Here is a 12,915-nt window from a genome sequence, read left to right as displayed (position 1 = left end):
GAACAACACCCACAACTCATCCGGCACCAGCCGCTCAACCAAATCCGTCATGCACGATTCAACGAACGATCACGCCATAAGAAACGGCGTCTAAGCCGTGGCGACGAGCATCGACGTGACATCGATCAGCACGTACTGCACGTTGGCGATCTTGTGGCGGGGTCCTGTCGCCTCGCTGACTGGCGAGCGCACCGTGGGCGACCGCGGGCAATGTGCTTCGTCAGCTGGCCAGGATCACGGAGGCGACCGTCCGCCATCCCGCGTCGGTACGGGCGGCCAGGTAGAGCACACGGACACGCTGAAATTCCCGCCCCTGACTGTCCTGGCGCGCCCAGGTCACCTCGATTTGCGCGGCCCGCTCGTTGAGCACGCGTACCACCGGGTCGAGGGCCTCGCTGCCCCCGTAGTCGGCGTCGCGCAGTGCGCGCAGCTCGTGTGCGAGTCCCTGGGAGAGCGCCTCGGCGGAGGTGAGAGCGGTGTGGGCCGTGCCCGTGGTCATGCTGATCGGCACCGAGAAGTAGTCGAGGAGTGGCGCGGGATCGGTGCTCCCCTTTGCTGCCAGTCCGATGAACGTCTCGACGTAGCTGTCGAACCATGCCTGTGCTTCGCTCGCGACGGCGGCCAGATCGGTGTGCGTCATGATGTCGTGACCCTTCTTGCAGAGATTTCAGGTGCGGGCTCTTGGAGGGGAGTGCGCCATGCCGTCGTATCACCGGTTCGCGAACGCGTTGGTGCCGGTCAGCTGGGCGGACAGGGTCCACAGGCGTGCGGCCTGTTCGGGGTCGACCGCGTAGGGCCGTACTCCAGGTGCGTCGTCCTGGGAGAGCGGGGCGATGTCGCAGTCGTTCAGGTAGACGCCGCCGGTGTGGGCCAGCTGCGGGGAGGCGGCCGCCCAGACCTGGGTAGCGCCACCCTGTTCGGTGGTCTTGAAACTGGAGGCCGTGTTGCCCTGGTCGTCGATCCAGCCGAAGGCGATCATCTCCTCGCGGGTCATGTGCCGCTGGAGCGGGGTCATGACCGCACCGGGGGCGACGGCGAAGGCCCGCACCTGGTGCTCGCGGCCGAGCGCGTCGAGGTGGACGGCGAACAGCGCGATCGCGGTTTTGGACTGTCCGTAGGCGACGGCCTTGTCATAGTCGTTTGCGAACATGACGTCGTCCCAGCGGATCGGCGAGTAGCGGTGTCCGGCAGAGCTGAGCGCGACCACGCGTGCGCCGCCGTCGGCTGCCAGGGCGGGCCACAGCCGGTTCGTGAGTGTGTAGTGGCCCAGGTGGTTGGTGGCGAACTGCGCCTCCCAGCCGGGTCCGAGGCGGGTCTCGGGCAGGGCCATCACGCCGGCGTTGTTGATGAGGATGTCGATGCTGCGGCCGCTTGCCAGGAACTCGTCCGCGAAGGTGTGCACGCTGGCCTGGTCGCCCAGGTCGAGACGGCGCACCTCGACCCCGTCCACTGCGGTGAAGGCTTCCGCGGCCGCTTCCGGGCGGCGGACGGCTGCGACGACAGTCGCGCCGGCGCCCCGCAGGGCGCGTGTGGTCTCCAGCCCCAGTCCGGAATTACCGCCGGTCACGACTGCGAGCTTTCCGGTGAGGTCGAGGCCGGCCAGGACGTCGGCCGTGGTGCTGCGGGCCCCGAAGCCGGAACCGATGGGCTGCTGTGCTGTCATGATCGCCATTCCTTGCGCGTGGAGCGTCACGGTCAACGCCGTAACCGGGGAGTTCCCCGGTTAGTCATGACCGTAAGCGGGGAACTCCCCGGTTGTCCAGTTAGACTGGTCCCCGATGAAGGGAGCAGCCTTGACCACCAAGCCGAGCGTGTTGCGCGCCGATGCCCGCCGTAACCGGGAGCGCATCCTCGAAGCGGCCGTACGCGCCTTCTCCGAGAAGGGCCCGGACGTCGCGATCGACACGATCGCCAAGGCCGCGGGCGTCGGCTCGGCCACGCTCTACCGCCACTTCCCCACGCGCGAGGCGCTCGTCGAGGCGGCCTACCGCAACGAGCTGGCCCGCGTCTGCGACAGCGCCGCGAAGCTGCTGGCCGACAACACGCCCGACCGGGCGATGCGCCTGTGGATGGACGACTTCATCGACTACCTGGCTGCCAAGCAGGGCATGGCGGACGCGCTGCGGGCCGCGGTCGCATCCGGTGCGGACCCCTTCGCCGAGACCCTCGACAAGCTCGCCACCGCGCTGGGCACCCTGATGCACGCTGGCGCCGACGCCGGTCTCCTGCGCCCGGGCATCGACCCCTTCGATGTCGGCTTCAGCCTGGCCGGCATCGGGCTGATCACCAGCGCTCCCGACCAGCGCGAACGCGCCGGACGCCTCCTCGACCTGCTCCTCGACGGCCTCCGGTACGGAGCGGACGGATCGGCGGCCAGCTCGTGACCCGCCTTTGGCTGCAATCCTCGCCGGCTTTGTGACGTCAGCGGTCCAGCAGCCCCGACCGCGTTGCGGAGCGCGAGCCACTGACACGGGTCAGGAAATGCGAAACAGGCACTGAATCGGTTCCGGACCCATCGGACAGGCCCTAGCTAGTCCGCGCCCTCTACGAGAGCCTGGACCGCCTCGCCGACGTCGCACCCCAGCCCGTCAGGGCCCACAGAGCCGTCGCGCACGCGGACGAGACCTCCGCCTCGTCCGGGCCGGAGTTCACCCGTCCGTAGAAAGACCGCCCAGCCCCGGCCCGTGTGCGGGCCGGGGCTGGCAGGCTGGGCGGATGGATGCTGCGTGGAGGGTACGGAGCGGAGCTGGAGGACCTGATCCCGGCCTGGAGCCGGGCCACTGCTACGTCGAGCTGGTGGGCGGCCCGCTGGACGGGCAGCTGCTCGACGTGACCGACTGGACTCCGCTGGAGCTCGCGGACGGCGCCTTGCTGATGTCGGAGCGGGGGCGTTCGGGCCGGGGGGCCGCTGTGCGTACGAGCCGGCTGAAGCCGATGGCGTCTACCCCGCCCGGTTCGGGTGGCGGGGCGATGTCCCGTAGCCGCGCCAGGGTCCCGCCGGTCGGGCGGGGTGGGGCGGTTAGGGTGCGGTAGCCCGTGCGGACATGGCGTGCGCGGGCCAGGCCCGGTGCCCGGCGCCCAGTGCGCTCTGGGGGCAGTACCACCGGGCGCCCCCCGCTCCAGCTGCTGCGCCTGATCCGGCCCCGGAGCCGGTGGCAGTGAGCGCGAACGCCCGAGTGATGTGGGGGCCGCTGACCGAGGGCCTGAACGTTCCGATGAAGTAGAACGGCGAGTCCCGGATAAGGGACTCGCCGTTCTGGAAGAGCGAGCTCGGTGGCTGCTACAGAAGGCCGCCGGCAGGGGGAGCGGTGCCACGGCGGAGCGGCCGACGGGGAGGAATTAGCTCATGCCCTGGTTGGCGCCCCTGGCGTTGCCGAGGAGTTGGCCGCCGACGCCGAGGCCCAGTCCGTGCAGGATGTGGTTGAGGTCGATCCCGAGGATCCCGTCAGCCGGAACGGCCCTGCTGGGGCTGTTCGCCGTCACGGCCTCGGCGTGGGCAGCTCCCGACATGGTCAGGGCGGCTCCCGAAAGGGTGAGTGCGACAAGTACGCGCTTGGTGTTGTTCATACAGGAGTGAACGATCTCGGAGCGCACTGGTCACCACGCCTTCCGAAGCACTGGACTTGCCTGGCCGGGCCGCCGTGCCTATCTCGAATGTGCAAACGATGGATCGTTTCGCCGCGTATCGTATGAGTGGTCGCTCAGGCAGCTTCGGGCAAGTTCGCGTATAACCGGGCCGACACGGGATTCCGGCAGGTCATGGACAACCCGCCGGACGGCGAATGCATCGGGATGCCCGGTGGTGCGGGCGTCGTCGACAACCTCGCAGACACCGCCGCAACCCTCTACCAGGACCAGTTCTGCTCTGCCCGGCAGGACGCGCTCGCGCCGGCCACGAGAGGCGTCTACGGCGGCGCGAGCGTCCCGCACTCGGTGGTCCTCGGGTAGAAGGGTGCACGCAGCACACGTGGAGGCTGCTCCCGGGTGCCCTCCTGATCGCCTCGGCTGTAGCAGTGCGGGCCGCCACCTTGACCGGGTGGCGGCCCGCACTGTTGCGTTCACTTCCCGGTTTCGGGGCTGGTGTCTCGCGGGCGGGCTGGTTGCCGCAGTGGCCAGGGCCTGCTCGCGTTCCTTAATGGCCGCCCCGTCGAGGGGTGCACGTGCTAGCGGAACGACCGCGGCGACCTGGTCCCGGTGTCCTTGTGCGCCGAACACGGGGACCCGTCGCCCGGTGATGGAGTGGCACCCCGGAGGCGGTATCCGCTGCGGGCTGCTGGCACAGGGCTGAGCAACCGCCACGCGAAGTGACATGGGTTCGGTACCTCGGAGGAGCGGCACCGTGATCGTGTCGGCCCTCCGACACGACTACGGCGGAGTTGTGCCTGTGGCCTGGTGCCGGGAGCTCGGGAGGGAGAGCGGGCCGGGATGGGGTGGCACACCGGAGGCGAAATCCGCTGCACGCAGCTTTCGTGTCGGGGTACCGCCCTGGCCCACCTCTCGGCAACCGGCCCCGGACAGGTGTCGGCGTCCTTGCCTCCCGCGCGTGAGCGCCGTATCCGCATGCCAGGGTGTCCCCACCCCCGGGCTTGGCAGGTGCGCAGGCTTTTCGGGCGGATGGAGGGGAGGGCATGGCGTCTGGGTGAATGCTGCCCTGGCTGGGCACGCGGTTCGTTGGTGGGACGTGACGCTCGTCGGCGGCGCTCGTTGATCGTTACCGCACGGCGAGCGCGCTTGCCGGGGCCGCACCATGTCATTTCTGCGGCTGGTGGATGGGTTCGAGCCGGAGGTAGACGGTCCGTGGCGGTGAACGGAAATCCCACCGTCAGGAGGCGCCGGCTGGGCGCGGAGCTGCGCCGGCTCCGCCTGGCCAGCGGCCTGACCAGTAAGCAGGTGGCCCAGAAGCTGTTGATCTCCCAGCCTAAGATCAGTTTCCTGGAGAACGGCCACCGCGTTATCAAGGCCCGTGACGTGCGGGACCTGTGCGCCCTCTACGGGGTCACGGATCCGCAGGTCGTGGACTCGTTGATGCGGATGGCCAGGGAAGCGGAACGCCAAGGCTGGTGGGTCGCCTGCGGCGAGGTCCCCTACGCCGTCTACATCGCCCTGGAAACCGAGGCCTCCTCGATCCGCTCCTACGAGCCGCTGGTGATCCCCGGCCTGCTGCAAACCCCCGCCTACGCGGCCGCGGTCATCGCGGAAACGATCCCTCAGGCCACCCCTGAACAGATCGCGGTACGCCGTGAGGTCCGGCTGCGCCGCCAGTCCCGGGCCCACCACCCCGCCCGCTCTTTCCGTTTACGGGTCGTGCTGGACGAGTCGGCCTTGCGCCGTGTGGTCGGCAGCCCCGAGGTCCTGCGTGAACAACTCGAGTACCTGAACCACCTCGCCGCGCAGCCGCACATCACCGTGCAGGTCCTGCCACACGCTGCGGGGGCCCACCCGGGCATCTCGGGACAGTTCTCCATCCTCCACTTCGAAGCGGACGCGCCCGAGGCGGGGACGGTGTATCTGGAGCGGTTCACCAGCGACCTGTATCTGGAGAAACGATCCGACGTCGAGCGCTACGGTGCCATGTACGACCACCTTCAAGTCCAGGCCCTGCCCCCGGACAGCACCCGCCGCTTCATCACCCGCGCCATCGAGGAGCTCCCGCTCGCCGCATCGCTTGCCAGCCGGCCGTGAGCACCGCCCCGGCGCCCGCCGGTCGCCGCGTGGCGTACAGCCGTTCGCGCGTGTACGGAAGGGCCGCGGGCCGGTGATTTCAGCTAGGTTCTGTCGTCAAATGTCACGCCCACATGAGGAGTGAGGCGAGGGTAACGGCGGCTTCGTAGGAATCAGCGGTCTTGTCATACCTCGTGGCGATGCCTCGCCACTGCTTGAGACGGTTGAAGTGAACCGTTCCGGGTTCGGTAGAGATCTCAGATGTTGGTTGTGACCTGGGGTTTCGTGGTTTCGCGGTAGTGGTTGTTCTCGTATTCGACGGGTGGGATGTGGCCTATCTCACCGTGGAGTCGTCGGTGGTTGTACCAGTCGACCCACTCGGCGGTGGCCAGCTCGACGTCAGACAGCGTCTTCCACGGCCGTCGGGGCTTGATCAGCTCGGTCTTGTACAGCCCGATCATGCTCTCCATCAGGGCGTTGTCGTAGGCGTCGCCGACCGATCCGATCGACGCGGCGATACCGGCGGCGTCGAGATGGTCGGCGAGCCGGAAACTCGTGTATTGCGACCCGGCGTTCGAGTGATGGATCAACTCCCCTGGCTGGACCGGGTGCTGGTCGCGGTCGCGCTGCCAGATCGCCATCTCCAGGGCGTCCAGCACGAAGACCGTCTCCTTCACGGTGGCCGCGGACCAGCCGACGATCCGGCGGGAGAAGGTGTCCACGACGAAGGCCGCGTAGACGACGCCGGCCCAGGTCTTCACGTGGGTGAAGTCCGCGACCCAGCAGCGGTTCGGGGCGCCGGCGACGAAGTCCCGGTCCAGCAGGTCGGGGGCCCGCTCGGCCTGGCCGCCGGGAAGTGTGGTGATCACCCGTTCGCCGCGGACCGCCCCGGCGATGCCGAGTTCTCGCATCAGGCGTTCGACCGTGCAGCGGGCCACGGCCTGGCCCTGCCGGTTCAGCTCCCGCCAGATCTTCACTGCGCCGTAGACCCGGTAGTTGGTGTCGTAGACGTGCCGGATCAGCTCCTTCAGCTCGCCGTCCCTCACGGTCCTGGCGGACGGCGCGGCCTGGCGCTTGTGGTGGGCGTAGTAGGTGGAAGGGGCGATCTTGCATTCGTGCATCGTCAGCACGCGGCAGATCGGCTCGACACCGCCGAAGCGGCCCTTGTGCTCGTCGATGAACGCTACGAGCGTGTGTGTGGCCGGTCGAGCTCGGCCGCGAAGAAAGACGCCGCCGCCTTCAAGATCTCGTTCGCCCGCTTGAGCTCGGCGTTCTCCTTCTTCAGCCGCTTCAGCTCGGCCGATTCTTCGGTGGTCACACCAGGACGCACGCCTGCGTCGACCTGGTCCTGCCGCACCCACTTACGGAGCGTCTCGGTCGTGCCGATGCCCACTTCTGGGCGACCGCTTTCATCGCGGCCCACTCGGTGTCGTAGTCGGGCCGCACCTCCGCGACCATCCGCACCGCACGACGGCGCAGCTCAAGCGGGTACTGGGAAAGGACGTGCCATGACTCGATCCTCTCAAATGATCGAGTCCCTACCGAACCCGGAACGGTTCACGGGTGCAGTTGGCAGGTGTGGGGCCCCTCGTAGGGTGGTCGTTGACCGTTTGCGCCAGCCACCGCTGGAGCGGAGCCGTTGGTCACGGGCGGATAAGTCACGCAAGAGATGTGCGGCAGGTTGGTCCGCATGCCCGAGCCGGGCCATGTACCGCACCGCTGGGAGCGTGACTGGAAGACAGGTCCCCCTTGGCAGATCCTGCACCACCGTCGCCAGAACGGGGGCGGTACAGGGCCTTCCGGGGCGTGGCCTGCAGCCCCGAACGGCTGCCTCACAGTGCTTGGCCGCCCTGGCCATCTACCGGCCGAGGAACCTCTCGACCGCCCTCGCCAGGGCCTGCGGACTTTCGTCGGGGGCGAAGTGGCCGGCGTCGTCGAAGACCTCGAGCTCGGCGTTCGGATACCACTGCAGCCACGTGGATCGCATGGTGTCGGGCCCCATCGCCGGGTCGCTCGCACCGGCCACCACAAGCACCGGCGTCGCGTTTCCCTTGACCAGCTCGTGGATATCGGGGCCTCGCGTCCAGGATTCGAGGTACGAGCGCAGGGCCGCCTGCGAGGAGCGTTCCGAGCCGTTCACCCTGGCGTCCAGCCACGCGTCGTCGTGCCGACTGCCGGTGAGGGCGTCGAAGATCGTCCTGCGGTTGCCGGAATCCTCCACGGCCCCGACGAACAGCTCCCACATCTCCCCTTCGAGCGGGAACCCGGACGCAGGCACGGGCGAGATGCCGATGATCGAGCGGACCCGCGAGGGCGCGTCCAGCAACAGCTGCTGGGCCGCCTTGCCGCCCATGGAGTGACCGATGACCGAGAAGGTGTCCCAGCCGAGGTCGTCGGCCACGGCGAGAGCGTCCGCCGCGACCTCCTCCATCGTGTAGGTGCCGGGGGTGTCCATCGCCTCGCCGTACCCACGGCAGTCCACGAACGCGTAGCTGAACGCACCTCCGTCCAGGTGCTGCCGCAGATGGCCGAAACTCGACCTGCCGCTGAGCCAGTGGTGGAGTGCGATGACCCGCTCGGGACCGCTGCCCTGTACCTCGTACGGAATGACCTCTCCTGCTCCACGGTTTGCCACGAGGTTGGATCTCCCCTGTCGGCCCGGACCCGGAATCCCGTCGGCCGGAGGCTTCACCCCAACGGCGTACAGGGAAACCGGGCCGGATCGCGGCAGGTCTTTCGCTCGCGGAGGGTCGCCACGACCACTCCTTTGAGGCAAGGTCGGGGCCCGTGGCCGTCAGACCTCGTCGGCGTGGGTGCCGGTGCGGCCGCGCCACTCGACCAGGACGAGCGTCGCGTCGTCCGAGGTGGTTTCGCCGCGTGCCCGCATGAGGGTGTGGGACAGGTCCCGGGCCACCGTCCGGATCCCTTGGTCAGCCTGTTCCAGCTGATCAACCCAGGCGATCAGCTGCTCCTCGCCGAACTGTTCCTGCCCGCTCTCGTGTTCTTCGATCAGGCCGTCGGTGAAGCAGAGGACGCGGTCGCCCGGCTCCAGTGTCACCGCGCTGACCTGTGGCTGTGCCCCTCCAAAGCCGACGGGGAGGGTCGTGGGGCTGTCCAGACGGCGCACGACGCGGTGCCCGCGGATCAGCATCGGCGCGGGATGACCCGCGTTGACCCACTGGAGGCGCCCCGTGTCCGTGTCCAGGCGCATCATCTGGGCGGTCACGAAGTGGTCCGGGTCGAACTGCTCGGAGACGGCCCGGTCCATGAAGAGGTAGATCTCGGACAGTTCGATGCTGATCCGGCGGGCGTGGCGGTACGCGCCGATGGCCACCGTGGCCATCGTGGCCGCGTCCAGGCCGTGCCCCATGGCGTCGACCATGGCGAGGTGCAGCACGTCGCCGTTCAGGGCGTAGTCGAAGCTGTCCCCCGCCACGGCGTAGGCGGGCTCCAGGACTCCGGCGACCGCGACGCGCGGCATCACCATCGACAGCGGGGGCAACAGGGACCACTGGATCTCCGCGGCCACGCTCATCGGTTCACTGCGGCGGGTCCGGAAGAAGAGGTCGGTGTAGCCGTTCTTGGTCTGCAGCAGGTCGGCCGCCAGGCCCGTGATCCTGCGCAGGATACGGCGGGTGTCGTCGTCGATCCCGTCCAGGGTGACCGCGAGGACCCCCACCTGGTCGCCGCCGTCCAGCAGGGGCAGGTGGACCCGTATGCCGTCGGGCGTCAGGACTTCGACGGGGCGTGACTCCAGGAAGCACCGGCCGGCTTCGGACTGGTCGATGGCCTGCGGATCACCTGCGGTCGAACCACCGAGGGGGAGTGGGACCAGCCGTTGCTGTCCGTAGTCCTGGAGAAGGATCTGGGGTGCGCGGCCCCCCAGCCGGGCCATCGTCTCGGCGATGAGCGGGCCGACCATGTGCGGTGCCAGCTCGCGCGCCCGGTCCAGGAGCATCCCGAGCAGTTCCTCCCCGAAGCTCTCCGAGCGGTCCGGGTCCCCGCGCCCTCCGTCAGTCATCCTGTTGCCTCCAACCGGGCGGCGGGCCGGCGTCCGGCTGCACGGGCGGCGTGCCCTCCAGGATGCCCCCCCGCGACGGGGCACGCCACACGGCTTCCGTGCCCGGCGGCCTCCACGACCCGTACTCCCCGGCGGGCCGGTTCACACCGGCTTGCGCGGGCGGGGCCCCTCACGCGCCGACGGGCCTGACCGGGTGCCCCGGCGGCAAACAACCCGCCCATGTGGCGCAAGGCGTGCCTCTCGGATCAGGCCGGGCCCGTGGCCGTCCCTTCCTCCTCGGCCTCCATGCGCCGGATTCCCTCGTGGGTGAGAGTCACCATCGCCGGGGTGTTGCCGGGGTCCCAGTCGACGGTGACCAGCCCTTCGCCCGCCAGGTACGTGCAGGCGGCGGCCAGGTCCTGTTCCGGCAGGTGCAGGTCGCGCCGCAGCTGTGCTCCGGTGATGCCGAGGAGGCGGTTGCCTGCGACGGCTTCGTACAGGACCCGGAGCACCTGATCGCGGTAGGTCTTGCGTTCGCGCAGGGTGGCCATGACCGCGTCCTTTCGTGTGAGGAGTGGGCTCCGGGGCCCGTCGGGGCTCTCAGGTCTCGTCGGAGTGGGTGCCGAGGCCGACGGGCGTCCTACTGGAGGCCAGCCACGAACGGGCGGGTCCGGCGGGTGCTGTCGTGTCCACGGTGAGGTGGAGGCGGGTGTCGCCGTCGAGGCCGGGGTAGCTGCGCTGTTCCGCTGCGGCGAAGCAGCCGCGGAGGGCTTCCGCGACCGCGCGGGCGGCTTCGGGCGTGTGCGCGATGATCCGTACCTCGGCATGCCCGAGCGATGGCAGTGTCTGGGTCTCGATGTACTTCAACGTGGGCGTGTTCCCTTCAAGGTGGGCGAGAGGCCGGCGGGTCGGGGCGCCGTGACGCCCCGACCGCTGCCCCCGGTCGGAGGAAGTTCCGTTCCTCACCGGTCGGCATCCGTGTGGTGGGCTCGACGACCGGTGTCGTCCGGCAGGCCAGGAGGTCTCGGCAGGGGGTCGGTGAAGTGGTAGGCCGCGATCCGCGCGTCGTGCTGCACGTTGAGCAGGTGGATCAGGTGCATTCCGACAGCGATCGCGAGGATGATCACCGTGATGAGGACGATGGTCTCCACGGGGCTCACCTCCAGCCGTTTCCGGGCAGCGACAGGGCGGATCTGCCCATCTGGTTCCCGAAGGGGGACATGCAGGCCCCGCCTTCGTCCTCCCAGGTGGCTTCCCGGCGGCAGGCGTCGCGGATGCCGCGCCCGATGACGGCTTCGTTGGCCATCAGCACGCCCGCGGTCAGGACGCTGCCCGGTATCGCAGCGGCGGTCATCAGCCGGGCCGCGCTCGCGGGCTCGGTCTCAGGCGGGACGACCAGGAGGTCCCAGCGGCCGACGGTATAGGAGAGCAGGATCAGCTTGTCGGGGTCCTGTTCGGTGAACCAGCCCACGTGCAGCGTGCGCCCGTCGACGGGCACGGTGTGCGGTACGACGGGCCAGCGGGTGGGGTTCACGGTGACGCGGGTGATGCGGCCCCAGGGCTCGTCGAGGGCAGCCGTCAACACCGGGAGCTCGGCTTCGAGGTCGCGGGAGTAGGGCCACCAGGCACCGTCCAGCCGGCCGGCGAGCGTGGTCTTCGGGGTGAGGGACAAGCGGGCCGGGAAGTCTGCGGCGAGGTCGCGGGGGGCGGTCCGGTCGAGGGTGGTGGTCATTGAGTGGACCTGCCCCCGGACTGCCCGTCGGCAGCCCGGATTCTAGGCGATCGCCGGAAATGACACCCGCGTGAAAGCCGGTGTGCGAAGTACTCCCGGTGCTTTGACTGTACGCCTGTTCGGCGGACTCTGACCGGCGTGACCAGGCAATTTCCCGCGGCTGGCGGAGCGGGCGGCGAGAGTATCGTGGAATGACGGCCGACTGGCGCACGTCGTCGGCCGGGCACCGGCGTCGGTATCGGCTCCGACCTGCGTCGACGTGCGGCCGTACCCCAGAGACGGGCGGACCCTCATGGCTGACTCCGACACCCCCCGCACCCGCCCACTGCTCCTGCCGGATGCGATCCACCAGGCGATCAAGCCCGGTACGGCGCTGTTGCGGCTGGAGACCACGAGCCGCCGGGAGGGGCTCCTGGACGGTGCGTGGTGGCCGCGCACGCGCGACATCGAAACCGAGCTGCCCGCGCTGATCAGCGTGTTTACCGGGCATCTCGGGCCGATCACACGGGTGGGCGTGGACGCGTCCGCCTGGAACGGCCTCCCGACCCGCCTGCTCATCGACGGCCAGGTCGTGCACCTCGACTCCGACCCGGTCGGCGACGACACCGTACTCATCACCCGCGGCCACAACGACCACTTCGCTCTGCTGCTGGTTCCCCCGGACACCACCGTCGACGCCGCCCGGGAAGCGATGGCCCGATCCGTCCGCGCCGACAACATCACGCAGGCCGCTCAGATCCTCATCGCCACCACATCCGAACCTGAGGGCAGCGCCGCCGATACGGCAGGCTGACCCCGAATCCTCAGCGGCCGAGCCGAGAGCGCGGCGGCGACCGTGGCCGGCGGCCCGGTCTCCTTCGGCGTCGGGCGGGGTGAGGCAGAGCCCGGCCGGAGTGACTGCGGACCGGCCGGGCTCTGGGCGCGCGGGCGAGTGGTGCCTCTGGTCAGAGCCCTTCGTCGTGCAGGTCCTCTTCGCGCATCAGGTCGTCCTCGCTTCGGCGCGAGGTCTCCTTCTGGCCGGGCTTCCGTCCCTTCTCGCGGGACTGCTTGCCCGCCCGGGGCTGCGCGGGGTCTCCGGGGCGATGGTGTTCCTGCGCCTCGCGGCCCCTGCCCGACTCCTGACGCTTGCCCTGCGCATCGTCCATGACGGCGACTCCTTGGTGCGTGGGGTTCGGATTCCTCCCGTATGACGCTGACACGCACAGCGAGGGCCTGCATCCTCTCGGCTGCGAAGCGAGGCACATGGATGACGCCCCGGTGCGGCAGTCGGAAGGCGGCCGTCCCTTCAGCGCCGAGGACGGACGGGATCCCCACTCCGCCCGTCGGCGTCGGCGCCTGCGGCGCGACGACGGTGATACAACGACCCCGGCACATTCACCGCCGGGGTCGCCCTTCCGGACGCCACACGTGAGAGTGCGACGACCTATTTAGAGGTCCTAACAAAGGCGTCGGACGTGGCGGTGGGTGATGAGGCAGGTGGCGAGGCCGAGGAAGGCCTCGTGGATGTCGTCGCGTCGTTCCC

14 protein-coding genes and 2 pseudogenes are annotated in these 12,915 nt (G+C 69.4%); 4 read left to right on the top strand and 12 right to left on the bottom strand.

Annotated elements, in window-relative coordinates:
• Positions 1-220: 220 nt before the first annotated feature.
• Together ACIPK4_RS39800 and ACIPK4_RS39795 are read right to left on the bottom strand one after the other, a co-directional pair.
• Positions 221-640 carry a hypothetical protein gene (locus ACIPK4_RS39800; RefSeq protein WP_402322772.1) on the bottom strand — a complete coding sequence of 140 codons (420 nt, stop codon included), beginning with the start codon at positions 638-640 and terminating at the stop codon, positions 221-223.
• Positions 641-709: 69 nt separating this feature from the next.
• Positions 710-1,666 carry an SDR family NAD(P)-dependent oxidoreductase gene (locus ACIPK4_RS39795; protein WP_402322775.1) on the bottom strand — a complete coding sequence of 319 codons (957 nt, stop codon included), beginning with the start codon at positions 1,664-1,666 and terminating at the stop codon, positions 710-712.
• A gap of 112 nt (positions 1,667-1,778) precedes the next feature.
• Here ACIPK4_RS39795 and ACIPK4_RS39790 point away from each other — a divergent pair, with 112 nt between their 5' ends.
• Positions 1,779-2,384 carry a TetR/AcrR family transcriptional regulator gene (locus ACIPK4_RS39790; RefSeq protein WP_402322769.1) on the top strand — a complete coding sequence of 202 codons (606 nt, stop codon included), beginning with the start codon at positions 1,779-1,781 and terminating at the stop codon, positions 2,382-2,384.
• A gap of 955 nt (positions 2,385-3,339) precedes the next feature.
• Here the strand turns inward: ACIPK4_RS39790 and ACIPK4_RS39785 are convergent.
• The gene (locus tag ACIPK4_RS39785; RefSeq protein WP_402322766.1) at positions 3,340-3,567 is read right to left on the bottom strand and encodes a hypothetical protein; all 228 of its coding nucleotides are present in this window, start codon (positions 3,565-3,567) and stop codon (positions 3,340-3,342) included.
• A 126-nt stretch (positions 3,568-3,693) separates the two neighbouring features.
• Here ACIPK4_RS39785 and ACIPK4_RS39780 point away from each other — a divergent pair, with 126 nt between their 5' ends.
• Together ACIPK4_RS39780 and ACIPK4_RS39775 are read left to right on the top strand one after the other, a co-directional pair.
• Positions 3,694-3,948, top strand: coding sequence for a hypothetical protein (locus tag ACIPK4_RS39780; protein ID WP_402322764.1), 255 nt, complete (start codon positions 3,694-3,696; stop codon positions 3,946-3,948).
• Positions 3,949-4,797: 849 nt separating this feature from the next.
• Complete coding sequence (locus tag ACIPK4_RS39775) at positions 4,798-5,682, top strand: helix-turn-helix domain-containing protein (protein WP_402322761.1); 885 nt, start codon at positions 4,798-4,800, stop codon at positions 5,680-5,682.
• A 103-nt stretch (positions 5,683-5,785) separates the two neighbouring features.
• Here the strand turns inward: ACIPK4_RS39775 and ACIPK4_RS39770 are convergent.
• From ACIPK4_RS39770 to ACIPK4_RS39735, 8 genes and pseudogenes are all read right to left on the bottom strand, one after another.
• Positions 5,786-5,890, bottom strand: a pseudogene (locus ACIPK4_RS39770) (IS5/IS1182 family transposase); the annotation flags it as partial.
• 28 nt (positions 5,891-5,918) lie between these two features.
• Positions 5,919-7,119, bottom strand: a pseudogene (locus ACIPK4_RS39765) (IS3 family transposase).
• Between the two features lie 400 nt (positions 7,120-7,519).
• Complete coding sequence (locus ACIPK4_RS39760) at positions 7,520-8,296, bottom strand: alpha/beta fold hydrolase (protein ID WP_402322758.1); 777 nt, start codon at positions 8,294-8,296, stop codon at positions 7,520-7,522.
• A 159-nt stretch (positions 8,297-8,455) separates the two neighbouring features.
• Positions 8,456-9,682 carry a PP2C family protein-serine/threonine phosphatase gene (locus ACIPK4_RS39755; protein ID WP_402322756.1) on the bottom strand — a complete coding sequence of 409 codons (1,227 nt, stop codon included), beginning with the start codon at positions 9,680-9,682 and terminating at the stop codon, positions 8,456-8,458.
• A 245-nt stretch (positions 9,683-9,927) separates the two neighbouring features.
• Positions 9,928-10,212, bottom strand: a complete 285-nt coding sequence (locus ACIPK4_RS39750; protein WP_402322753.1) for a hypothetical protein — start codon at positions 10,210-10,212, stop codon at positions 9,928-9,930.
• A 49-nt stretch (positions 10,213-10,261) separates the two neighbouring features.
• Complete coding sequence (locus ACIPK4_RS39745) at positions 10,262-10,528, bottom strand: hypothetical protein (RefSeq protein WP_402322750.1); 267 nt, start codon at positions 10,526-10,528, stop codon at positions 10,262-10,264.
• A gap of 95 nt (positions 10,529-10,623) precedes the next feature.
• On the bottom strand, positions 10,624-10,812 hold the full coding sequence (locus tag ACIPK4_RS39740; RefSeq protein ID WP_402322749.1) for a hypothetical protein: 189 nt from the start codon (positions 10,810-10,812) through the stop codon (positions 10,624-10,626).
• A gap of 5 nt (positions 10,813-10,817) precedes the next feature.
• Positions 10,818-11,393, bottom strand: coding sequence for a DUF5994 family protein (locus tag ACIPK4_RS39735; RefSeq protein WP_402322747.1), 576 nt, complete (start codon positions 11,391-11,393; stop codon positions 10,818-10,820).
• Positions 11,394-11,685: 292 nt separating this feature from the next.
• On the opposite strand from ACIPK4_RS39735, the gene ACIPK4_RS39730 reads away from it, so the two are divergent.
• On the top strand, positions 11,686-12,186 hold the full coding sequence (locus ACIPK4_RS39730) for a DUF5994 family protein (protein ID WP_402322744.1): 501 nt from the start codon (positions 11,686-11,688) through the stop codon (positions 12,184-12,186).
• A 151-nt stretch (positions 12,187-12,337) separates the two neighbouring features.
• Here ACIPK4_RS39730 and ACIPK4_RS39725 read toward each other — a convergent pair whose 3' ends face one another.
• Positions 12,338-12,538: a hypothetical protein gene (locus ACIPK4_RS39725; RefSeq protein WP_402322741.1), complete on the bottom strand. Its 201-nt coding sequence runs from the start codon at positions 12,536-12,538 to the stop codon at positions 12,338-12,340.
• Positions 12,539-12,915: the final 377 nt, after the last annotated feature.

The organism is Streptomyces sp. NPDC086989, from assembly GCF_044745505.1.
GTDB lineage: Bacteria > Actinomycetota > Actinomycetes > Streptomycetales > Streptomycetaceae > Streptomyces.
Note: the sequence above shows the minus strand (reverse complement) of the source record. Positions and strands in the feature narration are given on the sequence as shown.

What these genes read in the sequence shown, in the direction of transcription:
- ACIPK4_RS39730 (WP_402322744.1), top strand. Translation starts at nt 11,686, where the DNA reads ATGGCTGACTCCGACACCCCCCGCACCCGCCCACTGCTCCTGCCGGAT.
- ACIPK4_RS39750 (WP_402322753.1), bottom strand. Translation starts at nt 10,212, where the DNA reads ATGGCCACCCTGCGCGAACGCAAGACCTACCGCGATCAGGTGCTCCGG.
- ACIPK4_RS39755 (WP_402322756.1), bottom strand. Translation starts at nt 9,682, where the DNA reads ATGACTGACGGAGGGCGCGGGGACCCGGACCGCTCGGAGAGCTTCGGG.
- ACIPK4_RS39790 (WP_402322769.1), top strand. Translation starts at nt 1,779, where the DNA reads ATGAAGGGAGCAGCCTTGACCACCAAGCCGAGCGTGTTGCGCGCCGAT.
- ACIPK4_RS39800 (WP_402322772.1), bottom strand. Translation starts at nt 640, where the DNA reads ATGACGCACACCGATCTGGCCGCCGTCGCGAGCGAAGCACAGGCATGG.
- ACIPK4_RS39735 (WP_402322747.1), bottom strand. Translation starts at nt 11,393, where the DNA reads ATGACCACCACCCTCGACCGGACCGCCCCCCGCGACCTCGCCGCAGAC.
- ACIPK4_RS39785 (WP_402322766.1), bottom strand. Translation starts at nt 3,567, where the DNA reads ATGAACAACACCAAGCGCGTACTTGTCGCACTCACCCTTTCGGGAGCC.
- ACIPK4_RS39725 (WP_402322741.1), bottom strand. Translation starts at nt 12,538, where the DNA reads ATGGACGATGCGCAGGGCAAGCGTCAGGAGTCGGGCAGGGGCCGCGAG.